This is a genomic window from Streptomyces sp. NPDC041713 (assembly GCF_055591085.1).
The window spans coordinates 560,532-582,883 of sequence record NZ_JBVIZY010000001.1 but is presented as its reverse complement, the minus strand read 5'-3'; the positions used below and the strand labels follow the sequence as shown (position 1 = coordinate 582,883).

Below are 22,352 nucleotides of genomic sequence, written 5' to 3'. Positions count from 1 at the left end.
GGGAACGGGGGCGGCACCGGCACCGGCACCCGCACCCGCACCCGCACCCGCACCCGCACCCGCACCGGGAGTGGAGTCCGTGCCCCGCGCGGTCTCGCTCGCCGTCACGTGGCGAGCCCGAACTTCCGCAGGCCCGCCGCCACTTGTTCGATGCCGTCGACCGTACGGACCGTGGGGTTCATCGCCTGGCCGCTGAGCAGGACGTACCGCTTCTTCCTCACCGCGGTGAGGTTCTTCATCGCCGGGTTGGTCTCCAGGAACCTGATCTTCGCCCGCGCGCTCTCCGCCGACTGCGACTTGCGCGTGAGGTCGCCGAGGACGAGCACGTCGGGGTCGCGGTCGGCGACCGTCTCCCAGTTGATCTGCGGCCACTCGTCGTGCGTGTCGTCGAAGACGTTCTTCGCGCCGAGTTCGCGGGTGATGATGCCGGGGGCGCCGCAGCAGCCCGCCATGTACGGGGCGTCGGAGTTGGCGAACCAGTACAGGAGACGCGTGTCGGACGCGTCGATGTCCTTCGTCGCCTTCGTGACCCGGCGCTTCATGTCGGCGATCAGCTTCTCGCCGCGCCGCTCGACGTGGAAGACCTTCGCGAGGTCGCGCACCTCGCCGTAGACCGTGTCCATGGTGAGGGTCCGCACGCGCTTGCCGTCGCCGGCGCCGTCGTTGTCCTTGCCCGCGCAGTCGCTGGGCGAGACGTAGACGGGGACGCCGAGTTCGGTGAACTTCGCGCGGTCCGCGACCCCGCCCTTGCCCACGGTGAAGAGGAAGGAGGCGCTGACGAAGTCCGGCTCCTTGTCGAGGACCTTCTCCAGCGAGGGGTAGCGGTCGGAGAGCCGCTCGACCTTGGCGTTGTCCTTCGCCAGGTTCTTCAGGACCGGGTCGGTCCAGGTGCCGGTGCCTGCCATCCGGTCGGCGAGGCCGAGCGAGAGCAGGATCTCCGTGGAGCCCTGGTCGAGGGAGACGGCCCGCCGCGGCGGCGCCGTGACCTTCGCCTCCTTGCCGCAGGAGGTGACCGTGACCGGATAGCCGTCGGCGCTCCCGCCCCCGGCGCGTCCGGACCTGCCCGCCGAGCCGTCCCCGCACGCGGTGAGCGCGAGCAGAGCGGCGCAGAGGAGGGCGGACAGGCGCACGGGCGCGGATATACGGGCTGTCGAGGACACGTGATCCCTTGGGTCTCGCGGCTCATACGCGGAGCCTGGCCTGCGTCACGACCTCCGCCGCCCGGTGTGCGGACGGAGGCGCCAGCAGGTCTTCGGACTCGGGATCGACCGGGCGGGGCGCCTTCCCGGGCGTCCTGAGACGCCCAGTGGCCGTTGCCCCGCCCGTCCCCCTCACCGCTGCGCGTCAGTTCCGGATTCGCACCGGATTCCCTGGCCCAGGTGTGGGTTTGACTGGCTTGCGCAAGTTATCACGCACCCTCACGCGCTCGTTCCGGCCGTCGGTCCCGGTTCGATCCGGCTTCGACAAGGGCGTCGGTCCGGCTTCAGTCAGGCCGTCGGCGCCGGGCGCGGCTCGCCGCGATACGTGCCGAAGGACCAGCGGTTGCCCTCAGGATCGGCGATGCCGAACTCCCGGCTGCCGTACGGCTTGTCCTCGATCTCGGTGGTGATCTCCACGCCCGCCGCGGTGAGGCGCCGGTACAGCGCGTCCACCTCGGCGGTGACGATGTACGCGCCCGCGCCGCCCGGCTTGCCGCAGGTGGCCGCGGACTCCGGGTCGTACGAGCCGAGCATGATGCCACCGCCTTCCGGCCAGTCGAGCTGGGCGTGGGCGACGCGGCCCTCGTCCTCGTAGACGGCCGTGCGCAGGAAGCCGACGGTGCCGACGAGGAAGTCGATCAGTGCGGGGGCGTCCGTGGCCTGCACGCCCGGCCAGATGGCGGGGGCGGGGGTCACGCGGGTGTCAGGGGTGGCAGGGGTGTCAGAGGTGTCCAGCCGCTGTTCCGGCCGGCTGTTCGGTGTGTTCGGTGTGCTCGGTGTGGTGTTCATGGCTTCGAGTCTTCGCCTCCACCATGGGCCCCGGCTTGGATATTCCGGCACTCTTCGGCCAGCCAGCGGGTGGGGCTGGCCCCCGTGTACTGCCGGAAGTCGCGGACGAGGTGCGAGTGGTCGTAATAGCCCGTGTCGGCCGCGACCCGGGCGAGGTCGGGCCGGTCGCCCGCCGCGACGGCCCGGGTCACGGCGGCCTTCGCGTGCTGGAAGCGCATCAGGCGGGCGGCCTGCTTCGGGCTGAGTCCCGTCTCGGCGCGGAACAGCGCGGTCAGCCGGCGCTCGCTCAGCGCGACGTGCCGGGAGAGTCCGCCGAGCGTGCCCGCGCCGCGGTGCCGGGCCAGCCACGCCCAGGCCTCGCCGACCTCGGGCCGTACGGACCCCGCCGCGCGGTCGTCGGACGCGAGCCGGCGCAGATAGCCGGAGAGGAGAGCGAAGCGGTCCTCCCAGCGGTCCAGCTCGCAGAGCCGCTCGCGGACCTCGGCCGCGCGGGCGCCGAACACGTCGGTGCCCGCGACGACGAGCTGTCCGGTCAGGTCGGCCGCGGGCACGCCGAGGAGCGCGCGGGCCGCGAGGGGGTGCACGGCGAGCTGGATGCCGGCCTCGTGCTCGGGCTGGACGACGTAGGCGGGGCTCTGGTGTAGGCCGCCCACCACGATGTCGGTGCGCGCCGCCTCCGGTCCCGTGGCCCGGTCCGGGGAGTCGCCGGTGGCGATGGGGCCGTCGAGGGAGAAGATCACCGTCAGATACGGCGACGGCAGGCCGCGGTGCAGGGCGGGGCGCTGCCCGGTGGTGCGGTAGCCGACCGCCGAGACGACCATGCCGTCGAGCCGCGGCGCGGCCCGGACGAACTCACGGGTGCCCATGGGTTCAGTATGCGCGGCGGAGTCCGACCGGTCGCGGCGCACGCCCCCGCGCCCCGGGGCCCACGCCCCCACGGCCCACGGCCACCCCGCACCCGCACCCCGCATCGGCGCCCCCCGTGCCTACCCCTGTTCATCTCCCGCATGCCCCCGCGGCACGGTGACTTCGATCATGGGAAATGCGCGTGGCGCCCCATAGCATTGCGCGCCGCTCCGGACGGGGCCGCACACCGCTCTCAGGGAACGGCAGGGACGTAGAGACATGGCAGTACGCACGGCGAAGGCCGCACGGGCAGTACGGGCGAAGAGCAGGCTTGCCCTCATCGGCACCACCGGCGCGCTGGCCGCGGCCGTCCTCGCGGGCAGCGCCCTGTGGCCGACGGACGAGGCGAGCGCAGCCGACACCTCGGCGGCCACCGCCCGCGAGCTGTCGCACTGGCCGAAGCCGGTCGCGAAGCGGCTCGGCAAGGTCATCGCCGAGAACGACCACAAGGGCGCGTACGCGGTGTTCGACGCGGACAACACCACGTACCGCAACGACCTCGAAGAGGCGCTGCTGCCCTTCCTGGAGATGAAGGGCATCCTCACCCGCAAGACCATGGACCCGTCCCTGAAGATCATCCCCTTCAAGGACGAGCCCGGTCACAAGGAGAGCCTCTACAGCTACTACCTGCGGCTGTGCGACGTGGACGACCAGGTCTCCTACCCCTGGGCCGCGCAGATCTTCTCCGGCTTCACGCTGAAGGAGCTCAAGGGGTACGTCGACGAGCTCCTCGCGTACAAGAAGCCGATCCCGGCCGAGTACTACGAGGACGGCAAGCTCACGAAGACCGAGGTGAAGCCGCCGGAGTTCTCGCGCGGCATGCAGCAGCTCTACCGGACGCTGCGCGCGCACGGCGTCGAGGTGTACGTGGTCAGCGCGGCCAGCGAGGACCTGGTGCGGATGGTCCTCGCGGACCCGAAGTACGGCTACGGCGTGAAGCCGCAGAACGTCATCGGCGTGTCCATGCAGCTCAAGGACCGCAAGACCGGCACGGTGACCAGCTCCCGCAAGGAGATCGCCGAGGGGCGCTTCGGCGAGAAGGACCGCGCGAAGCTCGCGAAGCGCGAGCTGACGCCGCACCTGTGGGCGCCGCTGACCTGGTACGAGGGCAAGCCCGCGGCGATCAACACGTACATCGACGAATGGAAGAAGCCGATCCTCGCCGCGGGTGACACGCCCGTCAGCGACGGCCCGATGCTGTTCCACTCCGCCGACGTGGAGCACGGCGGTGTGCGCGTGTGGGTCAACCGCAAGGACGCGTACATGAAGCAGCTGGACGGAATGAAGAAGAAGAACGCCGACCGGCAGCGGAAGCTGGGCCAGAAGGTGACCGCCGACAAGCGGTGGCTGACGGTCACCCCGGACCAGATCGGCTGACGCCCGAGGGTACGTGGGCCGGCCGTGACGGAGCGGCCGGCGAGCGTGTCAGCGGCCCGGCGCGGCCCGGTGCGGCGCGACCCGTCCCGCCGTCTCCTCCTCGGCCGTCCACGCCGCCACCCGCTTGGCGAGCGCGCCGCCCGCCCGGGTCCAGGCGAAGTGGTCGAGCGTGCGGCCCGCCTCCTGCGAGGTGTAGTGGCTGCGGGTGAGGCGGGCCTGCGGGACCTTGGCCAGAAGGTGGTCGAGGGAGGACGCGGGGGCGTACGTGTCCTGGTCGACGGAGATCGCGAGGACGGGCAACCGCAGGGCGTGGAGGGCGGTTTCGTAGTCGCGCGCGGAACCCTTCGCGCTGTAGCGGCCGGTCCGCATCTGCCGTGCCCAGTCGCGCATGACGCCCTTGGGCTGATCGCCGCCGAAGCCGAGCCGGGCGCCGGGCCAGCGGCCGAGCGCGGTCGCCGTGGCGGTGACCAGGAGCTGGAAGAGGTAGAGGGCGGGGGCGCGCAGCGGGCCGAAGGCGCGGTACCAGACGGAGCCGGTGGCGACGATCGCCACGCCGTCCACGCCGACGCCAACGCCGCTACCGCCGCCGACCCTGGCCCCGGCCCCGCCCGGCCTTTCGGGCGAGCGCGTCAACGCCGCGTAGATCAGCGCGAGTTGGCCGCCGAGGCTGTGGCCGAGCAGATGCAGGGGCGGTTCGGGGCCGAGCTCGGCACGGACCGCCGCGACGACCGCGGGGAGGTCCTCCTCGACGATCGCGCGGTAGCCGTGGTCGAGCGGCCTCGGTCCCGCGGGGTCCGGGGCTGCCTCGCCCTGGCCGCGCAGGTCGACGGTGAGCACCGTAAGCCCCTCGTCGTGCAACTGCCGGGCGAAACGGCGGTAGCGGCGGGCGGGTGTGCCCATCGCGGGCAGGATGAGCACCACGGGCGCCGGCGGCGGCCCCGGTGCCGGGCCCGAGCCGGACGGAAGGAAGCGGTCCGGTGCGGGCGCGCGCAGGCCGCGCACCGGGAGGCGGGTGCCGTCCGGGAGTTCGGCGGTCGTCAGGAGCGGCAGTTCGCCGACGGGGTCCGGCTGGGTCATGGGCTCAGCATGTCCCATCGCACGCGTGAGCGCACAGGCCCACGCCGCAACGGGGCCCGCGGCGTCAACTCCCGTCCCGGGCCCCGCACTTGTCCGTCACTCGTTCAACGGCAGGTCAGCGGCTGTACCGCATCAGTGCCCGCACCATGTGGCAGGTGATATCGGACGGCGGATGGATCCCGACCTCCTCGGCCATCCGCCGTATCGTGCCGTTCTTCGCCTGGTCCGGCTGATGGACGCCGGAGTCGAGCAGGGCGATGGCCAGGCGCATCGCCTTGAGGCGGCGGTTGTGGTGGACGTACCACTCGCGCGGGCGGCCGGCGGGCAGCGCCTTCTTCTCGCGCGGTGCGTACGGCAGGTCGATCAGGACGGGTTGTGGTGCGGCCTTGGACACACGCTTCGATGTGAGTGCGGCAGCGGGCACGGGCATCCTCCTGTCGCGGTCAGGACCCCCCGTCGGGCGCCCTCGAACACTACTGTGATTCTACTCCCCGGCACTGACAATCGCCGCTGGCCAGACGGGCTTTGGGGTATTCGAACAGAGGGCTGCCGAGACCCCTGGAACGGGTGGTTCGCGGGGTAGCGTGTGGGCATGGAGATCTGGATCAACCCCGCCTGCTCGAAGTGCCGCGGCGCCCTCACCCTGCTCGACGCGGAGGGCGCCGACTACACCGTGCGCCGCTATCTCGACGACGTGCCGACCGAGGACGAGATCCGCGGCGTGCTCGACCGCCTCGGCCTCGAACCCTGGGACATCACCAGGACCCAGGAACCGGCCGCGAAGGAGCTGGGCCTCGCGGACCGCGCGGCCTGGCCCCGCGACGCCTCGGCCCGCGACCGCTGGATCACGGCGCTCGCCGGCCACCCGAAGCTGATCCAGCGCCCGATCATCACGGCGGACGACGGCACGGCGGTGGTGGGCCGTACGGAGGAGGCGGTACGGGACGCGCTCTCCCGCAAGCGGTAGCCGCACCCACGCACATACAAACCCGCAGATGACCGCCCATTGATGGACGAACTCCGGCAAACCGTTACATACGCCTGCCTAGCGTGGGGTGCTCCACACGCTGTCGACCGGACACCGATCCGGCACACGGAAAGGAGCGCGCCGTGCGGAGCTGGATGTTCGGGGGCGTATACGGAACGGTCCTCGCGAGCGCGCTGCTCGCGGCGCTGCAGGCGGAGGGCACGCGCTACACGCCGTACTACGACGCGGCCTGGGTCAGCGTCACCGCGGGCACGGCCGCGCTCGCGCACGGCTACGCGCACCACATGTCCACGCACCGGCCCGGCTCCGGCATCCACCGCTGGCGCCAGCTGGTGCGGGCGCTCGCCGACGAGTGGCCGGTGATCGTGGCCTGCTGGCCCACCGTGCTGCTGCTGGTGCTCGCGGGCGCCTTCGGCTGGCCCGAGCCGCCGGTCACGTACACCGGGCTGCTCCTCAACGCCGGTCTGCTGCTCGGCTGGGGCACCTTCGCCGCGCTGCGGGTCGGCTACCGGCGCCGCTCGGCCGTCCTGATCGGCGCCGCCGACGCGGCCATCGGGCTCGCCATCGCGGCCGCCAACGCCGTCATCAAGTGACGCCGGCGGCGGCCGCACGTGACGTCGGCCACAGCCGCCTTCCGGTAACACGGGGTTCACACAAGAGCAACGGCAGGGAAATCGCCGGTTGTCAGGCTTGCGCCCATCACCACGGCACCGCAGCACCCGCACGTTCTGCGCCGTACCGAACGTTTTAAGGATGAGGCCCCGTGACCTTCAAGGCTGAGTACATCTGGATCGACGGCACCGCCCCGACCGCGAAGCTCCGCTCGAAGACGAAGATCCTCGCGGACGACGCGAAGGGCGCCGAGCTGCCGCTGTGGGGCTTCGACGGCTCCAGCACGAACCAGGCCACGGGTCACGCCTCGGACCGCGTCCTCAAGCCGGTCTACACCTGCCCGGACCCGATCCGCGGCGGCGCCGACGTCCTCGTCCTGTGCGAGGTCCTCAACACGGACATGACCCCGCACGAGTCCAACACCCGCGCCGAACTGGCCGAGGTCGCCGGGCGGTTCGCCGCGCAGGAGCCGATCTTCGGCATCGAGCAGGAGTACACCTTCTTCGAGGGCGACCGCCCGCTCGGCTTCCCCGTCGGCGGCTTCCCCGCCGCGCAGGGCGGCTACTACTGCGGTGTCGGCTCGGACGAGATCTTCGGCCGTGACGTCGTCGAGGCGCACCTGGAGCACTGTCTGACGGCCGGTCTCGGCATCTCCGGCATCAACGCCGAGGTCATGCCCGGTCAGTGGGAGTTCCAGGTCGGCCCGCTCGCCCCGCTGGAGGTCTCCGACCAGCTGTGGATCGCCCGCTGGCTGCTCTACCGCACCGCCGAGGACTTCAAGGTCTCCGCGACCCTCGACCCCAAGCCGGTCAAGGGCGACTGGAACGGCGCGGGCGCGCACACCAACTTCTCCACCAAGGCGATGCGTGAGGGCTACGCCCCGATCATCACCGCCTGCGAGTCCCTCGGCGAGGGCTCCAAGCCGCTCGACCACGTCAAGAACTACGGCGCGGGCATCGACGACCGCCTCACCGGCCTGCACGAGACCGCCCCGTGGGACGAGTACAAGTACGGCGTCTCCGACCGCGGCGCCTCGGTCCGCATCCCGTGGCAGGTCGAGGTGGAGCAGAAGGGCTACATCGAGGACCGCCGCCCGAACGCGAACGTCGACCCGTACGTCGTGACGCGGCTGCTCGTCGACACCTGCTGCACCGCCCTGGAGAAGGCCGGCCAGGTCTGATCCCACCCCATCACCCAAGGGTCGTCCACCGGTTACGGTGGGCGACCCCGTTCTCATCTGATTCAATGGAGCCATGGGCAGCCACCGGAACACCTCGACAGGTCGTCATGACCTCGAGCCTTTCTGGCCCTCCCGGCAGCATCACGACTTCGACCGGGTGTGTTGCCGCGCGATGAACGCGCGGGCCCTCTAAAGCCGTTCACCCGGCCTTCGCCTGACGCGCACGACGTACGTCTCGTTCTCGACGACTCCTTCGCGCGAAAGAGCTGATCCCCCATGGCGAACACCCGATCCTTCTCCGCCACCGCCCTCACCCCTCCCCCGGCGCCGGGCCGCGGCCGGCTGCGGGCCGTCGCACCCGACGAGGTGGCCGGCATCCCCGACTTCCTGCCGCCGGGCGCCACCTGGCTGCCCGCCCCGCAGCACACCCTGCCCACCCTGCCCGGCCGGCCCCCGATGGTCGGCTACCTCGTCCTCGTGCCCGCGGGCCAGGAGCCCGTCACCGCCGACCCCGCCCCGCCCGAGGCGGTGCCCGCCCCCGCCGCCGGTCCCATCAGGATCGACGCCGTGCAGCGCGCCGTCGAGGTCGACGGGCGCCAACTCGACCTCACCTACCTGGAGTTCGAGCTGCTCGCCCACCTCGTCGCGCACCCCCACCGGGTGCACACCCGCGACCAGCTGGTGACCACGGTGTGGGGGTACGGGCACGTGGGCGACGGCCGGACCGTCGACGTGCACGTGGCGCGGCTGCGGCGCAAGCTCGGCGCCGAGCACCGCAGGACCATCCAGACGGTGCGCCGGGTCGGCTACAAGTACGCGCCGGCCACCCCGCACTGACCCGCGGCGCGTCCCGGTTCCCCGCTCTGCCCGGAGCAGAACCTCCTTCCCCGGCGCGGTCCGTGCGGGCAGAGTCGCCCGCATGAGACTTCTGATGCTGGGCGGAACCGAATTCGTGGGGCGTGCGGTCACCGAGGCGGCCCTCGCCCGGGGCTGGGAGGTGACCGTCTTCCACCGCGGCCACCACGCGGCGCCCGAGGGAGCCGCGGCCGTGCACGGCGACCGCACCACCGAGGACGGCCTCGCGGCGCTCGCCGAGGGCACGTGGGACGCGGTGGTCGACACCTGGTCGGCGGCGCCCCGGGTGGTGCGGGACGCGGCACGACTGCTCGCGGACCGCGTCGGGCGGTACGTCTACGTCTCCAGCAGCTCCGTCTACCGCTACCCGGGCGAGGCGGGGTCCGACGAGTCCTTCCCGGTGGTGGAGGGCGACCCGGACGCGGAGGCGACGGAGTACGCGCAGGACAAGCGGGGCGGCGAGCTGGCCGCGCTCGCCGCGTTCGGGGCCGAGCGGACGGTGCTCGCGCGGGCCGGGCTGATCCTCGGCCCGTACGAGAACATCGGGCGGCTGCCGTGGTGGCTGAACCGGGTCGCGCGCGGCGGCCCCGTGCTCGCCCCCGGGCCGCGGGACCTGGACATCCAGTACGTCGACGTGCGGGACCTCGCCGAGTGGATCCTCGACGCGGTCGCCGCGGGGCTGCACGGACCGTACAACCTGGTCAGTCCGATGGGGCGGTTCACGATGGGCGAGCTGCTGGACGCGTGCGCCGAGGTGGCGGGCGGCCCGGACCTGGCGCTGCGCTGGACGGACCCGCAGGTGGTGCTGGACGCGGGCATCGAGCAGTGGATGGAGCTGCCGGTGTGGCTGGCGCCGGGCGAGGTGCACGACACCATGCACCGGTCGTCCGCGGCGAAGGCCGCCGCCGCGGGTCTCGCCACCCGGCCGGTCGCCGAGACCGTGCGGGACACCTGGGAGTGGTTGCGCGCCATCGGCGGGACGCCGCCGCGGCGGCCGGACCGGCCGGTGGTCGGGCTCGCCCCCGAGAAGGAGGCGAAGGCGCTCGGGCTGTGACGCCGCGTGGCCCCGGTGTGGGTGTTCCGCACCGGGGCCGCGTCGTGTGGGGTTCGTACGTCGGATCCGTGGGTCAGGTCCGTCGGGCGCTCGTCAACGGGCGCTCGGCACCTGCGGGTTGGGCAGGCCCGGCGTCCGCGGACCGGCGGGCGCCTCCTCGTCGTGGGAGAGCTGCGGGAGCCGGCGCAGGAACCGCGGCGTGTGCCAGTTGCGCTCCCCCAGGAGCGTCATCAGGGACGGCAGCAGGATCATCCGGACCACCGTCGCGTCCAGGAGGACCGCCACGCCCAGGCCCACGCCCATCTGCTGCATGTCCTGCATGGACAGCGTGCCGAAGACCGCGAAGACCGCCACCATGATCACCGCCGCGCCGGTGATCGCGCCCGCCGTGCGCGTGATGCCCTCGCGGATCGCCGAGCGGTTGTCCAGGCCCCGGTCACGGAACTCGCGGATCCGGGAGACCACGAACACGTGGTAGTCCATGGAGAGTCCGAAGAGGACGACGAGGACGAAGAGCGGCATCCAGTTCTCGATCGCGCCGACCTTCTCCGAGCCGATCAGCTCCGCGCCCCAGCCGTGCTGGAAGACGGCGGTCATGACGCCGTAGGCGGCGCCCACCGACAGCAGGTTCAGCACGATCGACGTCACCGCGATCACCACCGAGCGGAAGCTGAAGAGCATGAGCAGGAAGGTCACCGCGGTGATGAAGGCGAGGACCGGCCCGATGCCCCGGCCCAGCTGATCGCTGAAGTCCTCCGACGAGGCCAGGTCACCGCCCACGTACGCCTCGGCCTGCACCCCGTCGAAGGCCGCGGGCACCGTGTCGTCCCGCAGGGTGTGCAAGGCCTTCTTGGCCTCGGCGTCGGTGCCGTTGCCCGGCAGCGGTACGGCGATCTCGGCGACGCCCGCCGCCTTGTGGACGGTGAGTTCGGCGCCGTCGCCCGCCTTCCGGGTGAGCGCGTCGAGGGCGGACCGCACGGGCGGTGCGCCGATGTCGTCGGCCTTCACGACCACCCGGGCGGGGGCCGGACCGCCGGGGAACTTCTCGGTGATCTTCTTGTACGAGACGGAGAGCGGCGCGTCGGAGCCGAACTGCTTCTCCAGGCCCAGCTGTTCGGTCTTCATGCCGAGCGCGGGGGCGGCGAGGGCGAGCAGCAGCACCGCGGCGCCGACGGCGAAGAACTTCGGGCGGGCCAGGACGGGCCGCAGGACGGTGCCGGCGATGCCGCCGCCGGCGTGGGCGCGCTTCTTCGCGCGGCGGCCCAGGAAGGGGATGCGGCCGGCCTCGATCCGGTCGCCGAGCCAGGCGAGGAGCGCCGGCAGGACCGTGACGGAGCCGAGCATCGCCACGCACACCACCAGGATCGTGGCGACGGCGAAGCCCTTGAAGAGGAGCAGCCCGGACAGGAACATGCCCGCCATCGCGACCATCACCGTGAGGCCGGAGACCAGGACGGCGCGGCCGCTGGTGGCCGCGGCGATCCGCAGGGCCGTCTCGGCGTCCCGGCCGGCGGCCCGCTCGTCCCGTTCGCGGCGCAGATAGAACAGGCAGTAGTCGACGCCGACCGCGAGACCCATCAGGAACATCACGGAGTACGTGGTCTCGAAGAGGTGCAGTTGGTGGCTGGCCAGCGAGAGCAGGCCGAAGGCGGCCACGCACGCGGTGAGGGCGAGGCCCACCGGGAGCAGCGCGGCGACCACGGCGCCGAAGATGACCAGGAGGATGCCGAGCGCCAGCGGCACCGCGGTGAACTCGGCCGTCTTGAAGTCGTCGGCGAGCAGGTCGGACAGCTGCTTCGCGGAGCTCGCGTCGCCGAACTGGTGGACGGAGATGCCGTGTTGGGCCCCGTCGTCGGACGCCTTCGCCACCGCGTCGAGGACCGGCTGGACCCGGTCGGCGGCGTCCTTCGAGTCCCCCTTGATCTGGAAGCGCAGCAGCGCGTCCTTGCCGTCCTTCGAGGGCAGCGGCGCCTTGAGACCGCGTACGTCACCGGTCGCCGTCAGCGCCTTCGACAGGTCGGCGGCCGCGTCCCGCCAGCCGTCGGGGGTCCTGGCGGTGACCATGACGAGCTCGCCCGCGGGTTCGTCGATGTCCGCGTCCTCCAGGATCTTCGTGGTGCGGGCCGAGTCGCCGACCCCCATCTCCTCGTCGGACGCGGTCACCATCCCGGAGCCGCCGCCGATGACCGTGGCGAGGACCACGAAGACCAGCCAGCCGAGGACGGCCGCCTTCCGGTGGTGTGCGCTCCACACACCGAGTCGTGCCGCGAGGTTCCGCCTCATGGCGATCCGCCCCCATCAAGTCTGCATATGCGTCGGATAAGACGTGTCCCACGCTAGAAATCGCGGGCCGCCCGCCCCAGCCGCCGAGGCCCCCTCCCGGCGAAGCACAGGGCGAGGTGCGGGGGTGTCGTCAGGTACACCCCTGCTCGGGTGCGGGACCCAGTGCTCCGATCCGCCGCCACCAACAAGAATGGCGGTGTACCGGTCGCGGGGAGCGGACGGAGGACGCAGGACACATCGAGAGGGGCTCAAGGTCATGACGAGACTGCGGAACGCTGTGGTCGCGGGGGCACGGGGGCTGTATCTGTCGGTCGCCTCGCTCGCGGGCTCGATCACCCTCTTCGTGCTGTCCGTGCTGTCGATCGCCTTCATCCTGCTCGGGGTCGGTGTCCTCACCACCCCGGTCGTCCTGACGGCGGTCCGGCACTGGGCGACCCTGCGGCGCGACCAGGCGGGGCGGTGGGCGGACGTGGCGATCCCGGTCCCCTACCGGCCGTTCCCCGCCGATGTGCGCTCGGGCGTCACCGGGCAGGTGGAGCGCTGTTCGCTGATGCTCAAGGACCCGGCGACCTGGCGCGATCTGCAGTGGCTGTTCGTCGACATGATCGGCGGCTTCGTCACCGCGGTCTTCGCCCCGGTGCTGCTGGCCTACTGGCTGTACGGCTGGGTGCTCGCCCTCGGCGTGTGGAAGCCGATCTACGACGCCGGCGGCGGCGAGTGGTACGGGTTCATCCACGTCACCTCGCAGTCCACCGCCAACCAGGCCGCCGCGCTCGGCACCGCCCTCCTGGTTCTCGGCGTCTTCGTCAACCCCGCCCTCATCCGCGGCCACTTCCTGCTCGCCCGCACCCTCCTCGCGCCCACCGCGACCATGCGGGAGCACGAACTGGCCCTGCGCGTCGACCGGTTGACCGAGACCCGGCACGACGCGGTCGACAACTCCGCGGCCGAGCTGCGCCGCATCGAGCGCGATCTGCACGACGGCGCGCAGGCCCGTCTGGTCGCCATGGGCATGGACCTCGGCACGATTGAGGCGCTGGTCGACGCGGACCCGGCCAAGGCCAAGGTGCTGCTCGCGCAGGCCCGGCAGAACTCCGGCGAGGCGCTGACCGAGCTGCGCGACCTGGTCCGCGGCATCCACCCGCCGGTCCTCGCCGAACGGGGCCTGGGCGATGCGGTGAAGGCCCTCGCGCTGCGGCTGCCGATCGCCACGGAGGTCGACGTGGAGCTGCCGCGGCGGGTGGAGGCGCCGGTCGAGTCGGCCGCGTACTTCGCCGTCAGCGAGGCCCTGACCAACGCCATCAAGCACGCGGGCGCGGACCGCGTCTGGGTGGACGTGCACCACGCGGACGGCATGCTGCGCATCGCGGTCACCGACAACGGCAAGGGCGGCGCGGCGATCGGGGCGGGGTCCGGGCTGAGCGGGGTCGAACGCCGGCTCGGTACATTCGACGGCGTACTGGCCGTCAGCAGCCCCGCGGGCGGTCCGACCATGGTGACCATGGAGATCCCTTGCGAGTTGTCCTAGCCGAAGACCTCTTCCTGCTGCGCGACGGCCTGGTGCGGATGCTGGAGGCGTTCGACTTCGAGATCCTGGCGGCCGTGGAGAGCGGGCCCGAACTGACCAAGGCCCTCGCGGAGTTGCAGCCGGACGTCGCCGTCGTCGACGTCCGGCTTCCGCCGTCCCACACGGACGAGGGCCTGCAGTGCGCGCTCGCCGCCCGCCGGGCCCGCCCCGGGCTGCCCGTCCTGGTCCTCTCGCAGCACGTGGAGCAGTTGTACGCGCGGGAGTTGCTGGCCGACGGCAACGGCGGCGTCGGCTATCTGCTGAAGGACCGGGTCTTCGACGCGGCGCAGTTCATCGACGCGGTACGGCGGGTCGCGGCCGGCGGCACCGCGATGGACCCGCAGGTGATCCAGCAGCTCCTGTCGCGGCACTCCGCCGAGCAGCCGCTCGGCGCGCTCACTCCGCGCGAGCGCGAGGTGCTCGAACTCATGGCGCAGGGCCGGTCGAACGCGGCCATCGCGGCGCAGCTGGTCGTCACCGAGCGGGCCATCGCCAAGCACACGTCCAACATCTTCGGAAAGCTCGACCTCGCGGTCTCCGACGACGACAACCGGCGGGTGCTCGCGGTCCTCGCCTATCTGGACCAGGGGCGCTGAACACGCCGGTCCCCTGATGCGTATGTAGCCCCATGGGACGCACTCCACGACGCACCTCACGCAAACGATCGAAACTGGCGCGGCGGATGGTCGCCGCCTCCGCGGCGTTGCTGCTGGGCGGCGGCGGTCTCGTCGCCGTGAACGTCTACGCGAACGCCGAGGAGGGTACGGACCTGCCGCCTCCGCGCAACGCCGCGCAGTCGGTGTCCACCATCAGCTGTCCGGACGTCGTCAACCAGCTCCCCGAGGTGCCGAAGACGGCGCGCGGGGAGGTGGACCGCGGGCTCGCCGAGCTGGACACCCAGATCACCCGGGCGTACACCCGGTTCGGCCGGGTCCGGGACAAGGAATCCGTCCTGCCCCCGCTGGAGGAGCAGCGGCGGGGGACCATCGGCCGGATCGGCGACGCGCTGGAGCGGGCCGGGGAGCGGCCCGAGGCCATCGACAGCATGGCGCCGTGCACCCTGCGCGCCGACGACCAGCAGCCCGGCCAGGGGCAAGGGCAAGGGCAAGGGCAAGGGCAGGAACAGGGTGGAGGGCAGGACCAAGGCCAGGGGCAAGGGCAGGACCAGGGCCGGAACGGCAACGGCCCCGAGGCCGGTGACTTCGCCGACATCGAGTCCGTCCGGCCCAATGTCACCCGCCCCCGCGACGGCCGGAACGCCTCGCGCGGCACCTTCACCACCAGCTGCGGACGCAACGAGAACGGCAAGTTCAACCCGGACAACGTCATCGCCGCCCCCGGCGTGAGCAACGGCGCCCATCACATGCACGACTACGTGGGCAACCAGGCGACGGACGCCTTCTCCGGCGACGACGACCTCGCGAACGGCCGGACCACCTGCCGCAACCAGGGCGACAAGTCGACGTACTACTGGCCCGTCCTTCGGCTGCAGAACGGCCGGGACGAGAACGACACCCAGGCCGACGGCGGCGGCAAGGACCAGAACGTCGGCGAGATCCAGACACCGGCTTCCGTCACCCTGAAGTTCGCCGGGAACCCGGTGAGCAAGGTCTCCGCGATGCCGCGCTTCCTACGCATCATCACCGGTGACGCCAAGGCCTTCACCAACGGCGACGCCAACGCCAACGCCTCGTGGAGCTGCACCGGGTTCGAGAACCGGCAGCTGAAGGACAAGTACCCGATCTGCCCCGCGGGCAGCAAGGTCGTACGGACGTTCCGCTTCCAGAGCTGCTGGGACGGCCGGAACACCGACAGCGCCAACCACCGCACCCACGTCGCCTTCGCCGACCCGCGCTCCGGCGCCTGCCCGCGCGGCTTCCGCGCCATCCCCCAGCTCGTGCAGCGCATCGTCTACGACGTGCCGCCGGGCCCCGGCTTCGCCGTCGACTCCTTCCCCGAGCAGCTGCACAAGCCCGTCACCGACCACGGCGACTTCATCAACGTCTTCGACGAGCGCCTGATGCGGCGCGTCGCGAAGTGCGTGAACTCCGGACAGCGCTGCACCTGACGCGGCACCTGGCCCTGCGCCCGTTCATCCCATGCGGTGACCGTGGTGGCCGCCGTGCCTCCCCGCGGCGTCCACCACGGTCCCGCCGAGCCGACCGCGCAGCGCCGCGATGTCGGCGGCCCCGCCGACCGCCACCCAGCGGCCGCCGACGAGGTACGTACCCCCGTAGTCGTTCGCCTCGTCGAGCCATTCGGCCTGGCCACGGGCGTTTGTAAAGGTTACGAGGACATAGCGCCGGGCACCGTTCTCACAGGTGGCCTGGCGCAGTTCGGCCGCGTCCGTCTGGATGTCGGCCCTGCAGTGCGCCTCGGCCGCCAGCTGCTCCAGGCTGCCGCTCGCCGTCTCCGGCGCGCCGTCACCCCCCGAGCCGCACCCCGTCACCATCAGCAGTCCTCCCACCGCCATGCCCGAAAGCACGCTCCGTGCCGCCCTCATCGCCCCACCAGCCTCTCGCTGCGACTCGAACACGCCATCTCCCTCACATCCGTTGAGCACGGGGTGTCGCACGGATACCGTGCGCCGCAGCCTTCACCTCAGGGGGTACACATGTCCGAACTGTCCCGACGTTCCGTGCTCGGCACCGCCGGCGCCCTCACCCTCGGCGCCGCCGTCGGCGGGACCGCGCTGCCGGCCCATGCCGCCGACGGCCCCACCGCTGCCGCGGAGCCCGCCAGGGGCCCCGCCTTCGATACGGATTCCGCGCGCTCGGCGCTCAACAGACTCCTGCCGCATCACGCGGAGCAGATCCGGCTCAGACTCGTCCCCGCACGGGGCTCCGAAGACCGCTTCCGCGTCACCGGAACGGCCGGGCGGATCCAGGTGTCCGGCACGACACCCGCGGTCCTGCTCACCGGCGTCCACTGGTACCTCAAGTACGTGTGCGGGACCCACATCGCCTGGAACGGCAGCCAGTTGAACCTGCCGGCCAGGCTGCCCGCGCCGTCGAGGCCGCTGGAGCGGCGCACCTCGCTCCCGCACCGGTTCGCGCTGAACGACACCAACGACGGGTACACCGCGCCGTACGCCGACTGGGCCTACTGGGAGCGGATGATCGACGTGCTCGCGGTGCACGGCTGCAACGAGGTCATGGTGATCGCGGGCGCGGAGGCCGTGTACCACCGGGTGCTGCGGGAGTTCGGCTACTCGGACGCGGAGGCCCGTTCCTGGCTGCCCGCCCCCTCGCACCAGCCGTGGTGGCTGCTGCAGAACCTCTCCGACTACGGCGGCCCGCTCTCCCACGAACTCCTCGCCGAGCGCGTGGAGTTGGGGCAGCGGATCGTACGCAGGCTGCGTGATCTCGGCATCGCCCCGGTCTTCCCCGGCTACTACGGGAGCGTGCCCGACGGGTTCGTCGAGCGCAACGGCGGCGACGCGAAGGTGGTGTCGCAGGGCGTCTGGCACGGGTTCCCGCGGCCGGACTGGCTCGACCCGCGCACCACGGCCTTCAAAGAGGTCGCCGCCTCCTTCTACCGGCACCAGAAGGACCTCTTCGGGGCCGCCGCCCACTTCAAGATGGACCTGCTGCACGAGGGCGGAACGGCCGGCGACGTGCCCGTGCCGGACGCCGCGCGGGGCGTGGAGGCCGCCCTGCAGAAGGCGCATCCCGGAGCCACCTGGGTGATTCTCGGCTGGGAGGCCAACCCGCTTCCCGCGCTGCTCGACGCCGTCGACCGCGAGCGGATGCTGATCGTCGACGGCGTCTCGGACCGGTTCGCGAGCGTCACGGACCGGGAGAAGGACTGGGGCGGCACCCCGTACGCGTTCGGGACCATCCCCAACTTCGGCGGGCGCACCACCATCGGGGCACGCACCCACATCTGGAACGAGAAGTTCTTCGCCTGGCGCGACAAGGCGGGCAGCGCCCTGACCGGCACGGCCTTCCTGCCGGAGGCCACCGACCGGGACCCCGCCGCCTTCGAGCTCTTCTCGGAACTGGCCTGGACGAGGGGCCCGGTGGACCGGGCGGAGTGGTTCTCCTCCTACGCCGACTTCCGCTACGGCAGCCCGGACCGCGGCGCGCGGGCCGCCTGGCGGGCGCTGAACGACACCGCCTACCAGCACACCGCCGTCGAGCGCAGCGACCCGCACGACTCGCTCTTCGCCGCCCGGCCCGACCTCGCGGCGGCCCGCGCCGCCGAGTACGCGCCGCGCGCCCTGACCTACGACCCGGGCCGCTTCGACGCCGCGCTCGCCGGGCTGCTCGGGGTGGCGGGCAAGCTGCGCGGCAGCGCCGCCTACCGCTACGACCTGGTGGACGTCGCCCGGCAGGCCCTCGCCCACCGCAGCCGGCAGCTCCTGCCGCAGCTGCGGACGGCGTACACCCGCAAGGACCGGGAGACCTTCGACACGCTGGCGAAGCTGTGGCTGCGCCTGATGCGGCTCGCGGACGACGTGACGGGCACCGACCCGGCGTTCCTGCTCGGGCCGTACGTCGAGGCCGCCCGGCGGATGGGGACGAGCACCGCCGAGAGCGCCGAGTTCGAGCGGACCGCCAAGGTGCTCATCACCGTGTGGGGCGACCGCGCCACGTCCGACGCGGGGAAGCTGCACGACTACGCCAACCGCGAATGGCACGGCCTGATGGCCGACTTCTATGTGCCCCGCTGGCAGAAGTGGCTCGACGAGCTGTCCGACGCGCTGGCCGCGGGGCGGGCGCCGAAGGCCGTCGACTGGTTCGCTTTCGAGGAGCCGTGGACGCGGGAGCGCAAGGACTATCCGCTGCGCCCGGTCGGCTCGGCGCACCGGACGGCGGCGCGGGTACGGGACGTCCTGGCCCGCGCGCCCTACCAGGGCACCCTGACGGTCACCGCGGAGCCGTCCACCGTCCCGCCGGGCGGCACCGCCCGTCTGGAGGCCGTCTTCCGCAACGTCAACGGACTGCGCGCCACCGGCCGCGTCGACTTCGCGTTGACCGGTCTCGACGCGGAGCCGAGCGGCACCGTCTCGCTGCCGAGGGTGGCGCCCGCGGGGACGGGCAAGGTGGCGTGGCGGGCCACGACACCCGAGGCCCCGCTCGACCGGCCGCTGCGGCCCCTGCCGTACGAGATCGCCGTCACGTACGGCCCCGCCGGGGAGCCGCGCGTGCGCACCGTGCACGACGGGACCCTGTTCGAGGCGGGCCCGGTGAGCGGCGACTGGAAGAAGTACAGCAACAACTCCGCGGTCTTCGGGGAGCTGGACGGGCGGTACGCGATCAACGGGGCCGGCGCCGACCTGTGGAAGGGCACGACGGAGTTCGGGACGCTGTACCGGGAGGGCGCGCTGCGGGACGGTGTCTCGGTGACGGTGCGGGTGGACGCCCAGGCCGTGACCGGGCCGTGGGCGCGGGCGGGCATCATCAGCCGCGCGGCGCTGGGCACACCGGGCTCCCGCGGGTTCGTGGACCTCGCCGTGACGCCGGGCAACGGGGTCGTGCTGTCGTACGACACGAACGGCGACGGCACCCTGGACACGTACCAGCGGCTCACCGGGATCAAGGCGCCGGTGCTGCTGCGCCTTTCGCGCGCGGGCGACACCTTCACCGGGGCGTGCTCCACGGACGACGGGCAGACGTGGCGGACGGTGGCGTCGGTGCGGGTGGCCGGGGCGGTGGCGGCCCAGGACGTGGGGCTCTTCATGAGCGCGACGAACGGGGGTGACGGGGGCCGCGGGACGGTGGAGTTCAGCGGATGGGACGTGGCGTAGGGCCCGGGTGTGCGGGGGTGGGCCGGAACCGGCGGTTCCGGCCCACCCGCGGTCGGGCGGACGCCGAGGTCCTCGACCGCGCACCGAAAAGGGGGTGACGTACGACGAGGGGGGTGCCAGGGCGGCGGCATGGATGACGACTGGGAGAAGCGGCTCGCGGCGGCCTGGGACACCCTGGACGCGTACGGCGAGGAGAACGCCGGCGCGTTCCGCGCGCTGATCGACGGGCTGGCCGCCGAACTGCCCGCCGGAGACCCGGTCGCCCCCTTCGAGCGGGCCTGCGCCTTCGACTCCACCGGCCACTCCGACCGTGCCGTGCCCCTCTACCGGGAGGCCCTGGAGCGCGGCATCGACGGGCTCCGCAGGCGGCGGACCCTCGTCCAGCTGGCCAGTTCGCTGCGGAACACCGGCCGCGCCGAGGAGGGCGTCGCCCTGCTCACGCCCGAACTGGAGGGCCCGTCGGACGAGTTGGACGACGCCGTGCGGGCCTGTCTGGCGCTGTGTCTCGCGAACCTCGGGCGCGAGCGGGAGGGGCTCTCCCTGGTGCTCGGCGCCCTCGCACCCCACCTGCCGCGCTACCAGCGGTCGATGGCCAACTACGCCCGCCTGCTCGTGGCGGACACCCCGGCCTGAGCGGCGGACACGCCGGCACGAGGTGACCATCCGACGATTCGCTCGTTTTGCTGAACGTGTCGTCGAATGTGCAGTCACCCGCGAAGTCCCCGAAGTCCTCGAAGTCCCCCGGGGCCGGCGGCCCCGCCCCCGTCGTCGACGTGGAGCAGGCGGAGGCCGCCCTCGTCGAGCACTACCCGCGGCTCGTCCGGCTCGCCTACCTCGTGCTGCCGCCGCACCTCGGCCGCAACCGGCGGGTCGTGACCGCCCACGCCCTGACCCAGCGCGCCCTGCCGCGCAGCCGCAGGACGGGTGACCCGGCGGTCGTCCCCGCCCAGCGCGGCCCCGGACCGCACGGCGACCCCGCGTACACCTACGTACGTCTGCAGGTGATCCGCGGCGCCCTGGAGGCCGGGGTCCCGCTGCGCTGGACGGCCTGGCCCAAGCGGGCCCAGCTGCCTCCGCTGCTGCCGCAGGTGCGCGGCCTCCGGCTCTTCCCGCGCTCGGGCGGCTCCGACGAACTCGCCCTGGACCAGGCGCTCTCCCGGCTCTCCTGCGAGGCCCGCGCCGCCTACGCGCTGCGCGGCCTCGAAGGGCTCGACGACGACGCCGTGTACGCGGTGCTCTCCGCCGCCGGCTGCGACGACCCCGAGGACGCGCTGGACGAGGCCGACGAGCTCGACGAGTCCGACGCCATCGACGAAGGCGCCGGGAGCGGCGACCGCCACGCGCTCCTCGCCTCCCCCGAGTTCGACCCCTGTTCCCTGCAGGCCAGGCCGACCGACCTGATGCGGCGCAGGCAGCACATGAAGGCCGCCGGTGTCGCGGCCGCCGCCGCGCTGGTGTGCGGGGCGCTGCTCGGGCTGCCCGGCGACGGCTGGGGTCCCGACGGCGCCGCCGCTCCCCCGTACGCGAAGAACCCGGCGGCGCAGGCCGCGCTCGATCCGGGGAAGCTGAGCGTCGCCACCGCGGGGGCGTGGAAACGTTCCTCGCGCACCGACTTCTCCGTGTGGCCCGCGCGCGGCAACCTCGTCGGCGACCGGGAGCTGCTCCGCCGCGCCCTCGCCGTGTGGGCGCGGCCCGGTGAGTCCGTGCAGGTCTCCGCGACGCCGGGCACCCCGGCCGGGGCGCCGCCCGGACCCGCGCGGCTGCTCTACGCCGGCGACATCGACTCCGCCCGCGTGGTGCTGCTCTACGACGGCCTGCGCGTCGTGCGGTACGCCGAGCCTCGCGAGGGCACCAGCGGGGCCGCGCTCGACTTCGCCCGCGTGGACGGGGCGAACGGCAGCGAGGCGGGCGCCGTGGTCGTCGACCGCGCCGACGGCAACATCCGCTATCTGACCGCCCCGTGGATCAAGTCCGCGTCGGTGCAGAACCTCCTGAAGCCCGCCGCGGCCGCGGTCCCGCTGCACCGCTCCGCGGACGGCGTCACCGACCCGTTCGCCGGACCGATGCAGGACGGGCGGTGCGCGTCGTGGAACGCGCTGCGGCTGCGCGACCACTCCGGCGCGGCCCGGCTCTCCACCGACCTCGGCGAGCTCGTCCCCGCCCATCTGACCGCGGGCCGCCCCGAGGCCCCGCGCGAGGCCACGCCCGCCGAGTGGTCGAAGTCGGCCTGCTCGCTCGCGTCGGTGCGCTCGCACGGCGTGCGGACCGTGAACGCCTGGACGTACGCCCGTCAGGCGCTGCCCGAGGGCAACGGTGTCGCCGACTGGGTCTGCACCCGCGCCGACACCTGGCAGGGCGAGGGCACCCGGGTCCTCGCCCAGTTCCAGACGGCCGACGGGCCGGTGGGCGCCGTCGCCGCCAAGGCCGAGGACACCCCGGCGTGCGGCGGCCGCGACCCGCACGTCCTCGCGGGCGTGCTGTGGAAGTCCCGGGCGGGCAGCTGGTACCTCCTCGGCGCGGGCAGCAAGGACGTCACCTCCATCACGGCGTCCGGCGGCACGCGCGCGGCCGGGAACACCCTGGCCGCCCCGACGCAGCGGACCGCGAAGGCGCGGCTGAGCGGCGAGCTCGCGAACGGCAAGAAGGTGCAGACGCTGCGGTAGGCGCCCCGAAGTTCCCCGCGCAGACCCCTGTACCGCGGAACTACCGCTCA

At 72.7% G+C, this 22,352-nt stretch carries 19 protein-coding genes and 1 riboswitch; of the genes, 12 read left to right on the top strand and 7 right to left on the bottom strand.

Features of this window, described 5'->3' with window-relative positions; genetic code table 11:
• Positions 1 to 104 precede the first annotated feature (104 nt).
• The 3 genes from ACZ6CV_RS02485 to ACZ6CV_RS02475 all read right to left on the bottom strand — a co-directional run bounded on the left by ACZ6CV_RS02485 (position 105) and on the right by ACZ6CV_RS02475 (position 2,854).
• Positions 105 to 1,130 (bottom strand): ABC transporter substrate-binding protein, encoded by a 1,026-nt coding sequence (locus tag ACZ6CV_RS02485; RefSeq protein WP_469249016.1) that lies wholly within the window; start codon positions 1,128 to 1,130, stop codon positions 105 to 107.
• Positions 1,131 to 1,226: 96 nt separating this feature from the next.
• Positions 1,227 to 1,411: riboswitch (cobalamin riboswitch) on the bottom strand.
• Positions 1,412 to 1,487: 76 nt separating this feature from the next.
• A complete protein-coding gene (locus tag ACZ6CV_RS02480) occupies positions 1,488 to 1,988 on the bottom strand; it encodes a VOC family protein (RefSeq protein WP_469249015.1) in 501 nt (166 codons plus the stop codon).
• Complete coding sequence (locus ACZ6CV_RS02475; protein ID WP_469249014.1) at positions 1,985 to 2,854, bottom strand: AraC family transcriptional regulator; 870 nt, start codon at positions 2,852 to 2,854, stop codon at positions 1,985 to 1,987. The genes ACZ6CV_RS02480 and ACZ6CV_RS02475 overlap by 4 nt, the downstream gene beginning before the upstream one ends.
• 259 nt (positions 2,855 to 3,113) lie before the next feature.
• Here ACZ6CV_RS02475 and ACZ6CV_RS02470 point away from each other — a divergent pair, with 259 nt between their 5' ends.
• A complete protein-coding gene (locus ACZ6CV_RS02470; RefSeq protein ID WP_469249013.1) occupies positions 3,114 to 4,271 on the top strand; it encodes an HAD family hydrolase in 1,158 nt (385 codons plus the stop codon).
• Positions 4,272 to 4,319: 48 nt separating this feature from the next.
• Here ACZ6CV_RS02470 and ACZ6CV_RS02465 read toward each other — a convergent pair whose 3' ends face one another.
• Both ACZ6CV_RS02465 and ACZ6CV_RS02460 read right to left on the bottom strand, forming a co-directional pair.
• Entirely contained in the window at positions 4,320 to 5,348 is a 1,029-nt protein-coding gene (locus ACZ6CV_RS02465) for an alpha/beta hydrolase family protein (protein WP_469249011.1), read from the bottom strand.
• 115 nt (positions 5,349 to 5,463) lie between these two features.
• Positions 5,464 to 5,772: a hypothetical protein gene (locus ACZ6CV_RS02460; RefSeq protein WP_469249010.1), complete on the bottom strand. Its 309-nt coding sequence runs from the start codon at positions 5,770 to 5,772 to the stop codon at positions 5,464 to 5,466.
• Between the two features lie 168 nt (positions 5,773 to 5,940).
• On the opposite strand from ACZ6CV_RS02460, the gene ACZ6CV_RS02455 reads away from it, so the two are divergent.
• From ACZ6CV_RS02455 to ACZ6CV_RS02435, 5 genes are all read left to right on the top strand, one after another.
• Positions 5,941 to 6,315 carry an arsenate reductase family protein gene (locus tag ACZ6CV_RS02455; RefSeq protein ID WP_469249009.1) on the top strand — a complete coding sequence of 125 codons (375 nt, stop codon included), beginning with the start codon at positions 5,941 to 5,943 and terminating at the stop codon, positions 6,313 to 6,315.
• A gap of 143 nt (positions 6,316 to 6,458) precedes the next feature.
• Complete coding sequence (locus tag ACZ6CV_RS02450; RefSeq protein ID WP_355817641.1) at positions 6,459 to 6,929, top strand: hypothetical protein; 471 nt, start codon at positions 6,459 to 6,461, stop codon at positions 6,927 to 6,929.
• 170 nt (positions 6,930 to 7,099) lie between these two features.
• The gene (glnII, locus tag ACZ6CV_RS02445) at positions 7,100 to 8,128 is read left to right on the top strand and encodes a glutamine synthetase (protein ID WP_469249007.1); all 1,029 of its coding nucleotides are present in this window, start codon (positions 7,100 to 7,102) and stop codon (positions 8,126 to 8,128) included.
• Positions 8,129 to 8,404: 276 nt separating this feature from the next.
• Complete coding sequence (locus ACZ6CV_RS02440) at positions 8,405 to 8,965, top strand: winged helix-turn-helix domain-containing protein (protein ID WP_469249005.1); 561 nt, start codon at positions 8,405 to 8,407, stop codon at positions 8,963 to 8,965.
• An 82-nt stretch (positions 8,966 to 9,047) separates the two neighbouring features.
• Positions 9,048 to 10,037, top strand: a complete 990-nt coding sequence (locus ACZ6CV_RS02435; RefSeq protein WP_469249003.1) for an NAD-dependent epimerase/dehydratase family protein — start codon at positions 9,048 to 9,050, stop codon at positions 10,035 to 10,037.
• A gap of 93 nt (positions 10,038 to 10,130) precedes the next feature.
• Here the strand turns inward: ACZ6CV_RS02435 and ACZ6CV_RS02430 are convergent, their stop codons facing one another.
• Positions 10,131 to 12,320 (bottom strand): MMPL family transporter, encoded by a 2,190-nt coding sequence (locus ACZ6CV_RS02430; protein WP_469249001.1) that lies wholly within the window; start codon positions 12,318 to 12,320, stop codon positions 10,131 to 10,133.
• A gap of 256 nt (positions 12,321 to 12,576) precedes the next feature.
• Here ACZ6CV_RS02430 and ACZ6CV_RS02425 point away from each other — a divergent pair, with 256 nt between their 5' ends.
• From ACZ6CV_RS02425 to ACZ6CV_RS02415, 3 genes are read left to right on the top strand one after another with little or no spacing between them, the layout of a single operon-like run.
• Complete coding sequence (locus ACZ6CV_RS02425; RefSeq protein ID WP_469248999.1) at positions 12,577 to 13,848, top strand: sensor histidine kinase; 1,272 nt, start codon at positions 12,577 to 12,579, stop codon at positions 13,846 to 13,848.
• Complete coding sequence (locus tag ACZ6CV_RS02420) at positions 13,833 to 14,483, top strand: response regulator transcription factor (protein WP_355817627.1); 651 nt, start codon at positions 13,833 to 13,835, stop codon at positions 14,481 to 14,483. Before ACZ6CV_RS02425 ends, ACZ6CV_RS02420 begins: the two co-directional genes overlap by 16 nt.
• Before the next feature lie 32 nt (positions 14,484 to 14,515).
• Positions 14,516 to 15,955 (top strand): DUF1996 domain-containing protein, encoded by a 1,440-nt coding sequence (locus tag ACZ6CV_RS02415; RefSeq protein WP_469248997.1) that lies wholly within the window; start codon positions 14,516 to 14,518, stop codon positions 15,953 to 15,955.
• A 24-nt stretch (positions 15,956 to 15,979) separates the two neighbouring features.
• On the opposite strand, the gene ACZ6CV_RS02410 is transcribed toward ACZ6CV_RS02415, so the two are convergent.
• Positions 15,980 to 16,360 carry a hypothetical protein gene (locus ACZ6CV_RS02410; RefSeq protein WP_362367965.1) on the bottom strand — a complete coding sequence of 127 codons (381 nt, stop codon included), beginning with the start codon at positions 16,358 to 16,360 and terminating at the stop codon, positions 15,980 to 15,982.
• A 141-nt stretch (positions 16,361 to 16,501) separates the two neighbouring features.
• On the opposite strand from ACZ6CV_RS02410, the gene ACZ6CV_RS02405 reads away from it, so the two are divergent.
• The 3 genes from ACZ6CV_RS02405 (at position 16,502) to ACZ6CV_RS02395 (ending at position 22,302) form a co-directional block, all read left to right on the top strand.
• Complete coding sequence (locus ACZ6CV_RS02405; protein ID WP_469248995.1) at positions 16,502 to 19,639, top strand: alpha-N-acetylglucosaminidase; 3,138 nt, start codon at positions 16,502 to 16,504, stop codon at positions 19,637 to 19,639.
• Positions 19,640 to 19,768: 129 nt separating this feature from the next.
• The gene (locus ACZ6CV_RS02400; protein ID WP_469248993.1) at positions 19,769 to 20,272 is read left to right on the top strand and encodes a tetratricopeptide repeat protein; all 504 of its coding nucleotides are present in this window, start codon (positions 19,769 to 19,771) and stop codon (positions 20,270 to 20,272) included.
• Between the two features lie 47 nt (positions 20,273 to 20,319).
• A complete protein-coding gene (locus ACZ6CV_RS02395; protein ID WP_469248991.1) occupies positions 20,320 to 22,302 on the top strand; it encodes a hypothetical protein in 1,983 nt (660 codons plus the stop codon).
• The last annotated feature ends 50 nt before the right edge of the window (positions 22,303 to 22,352 follow it).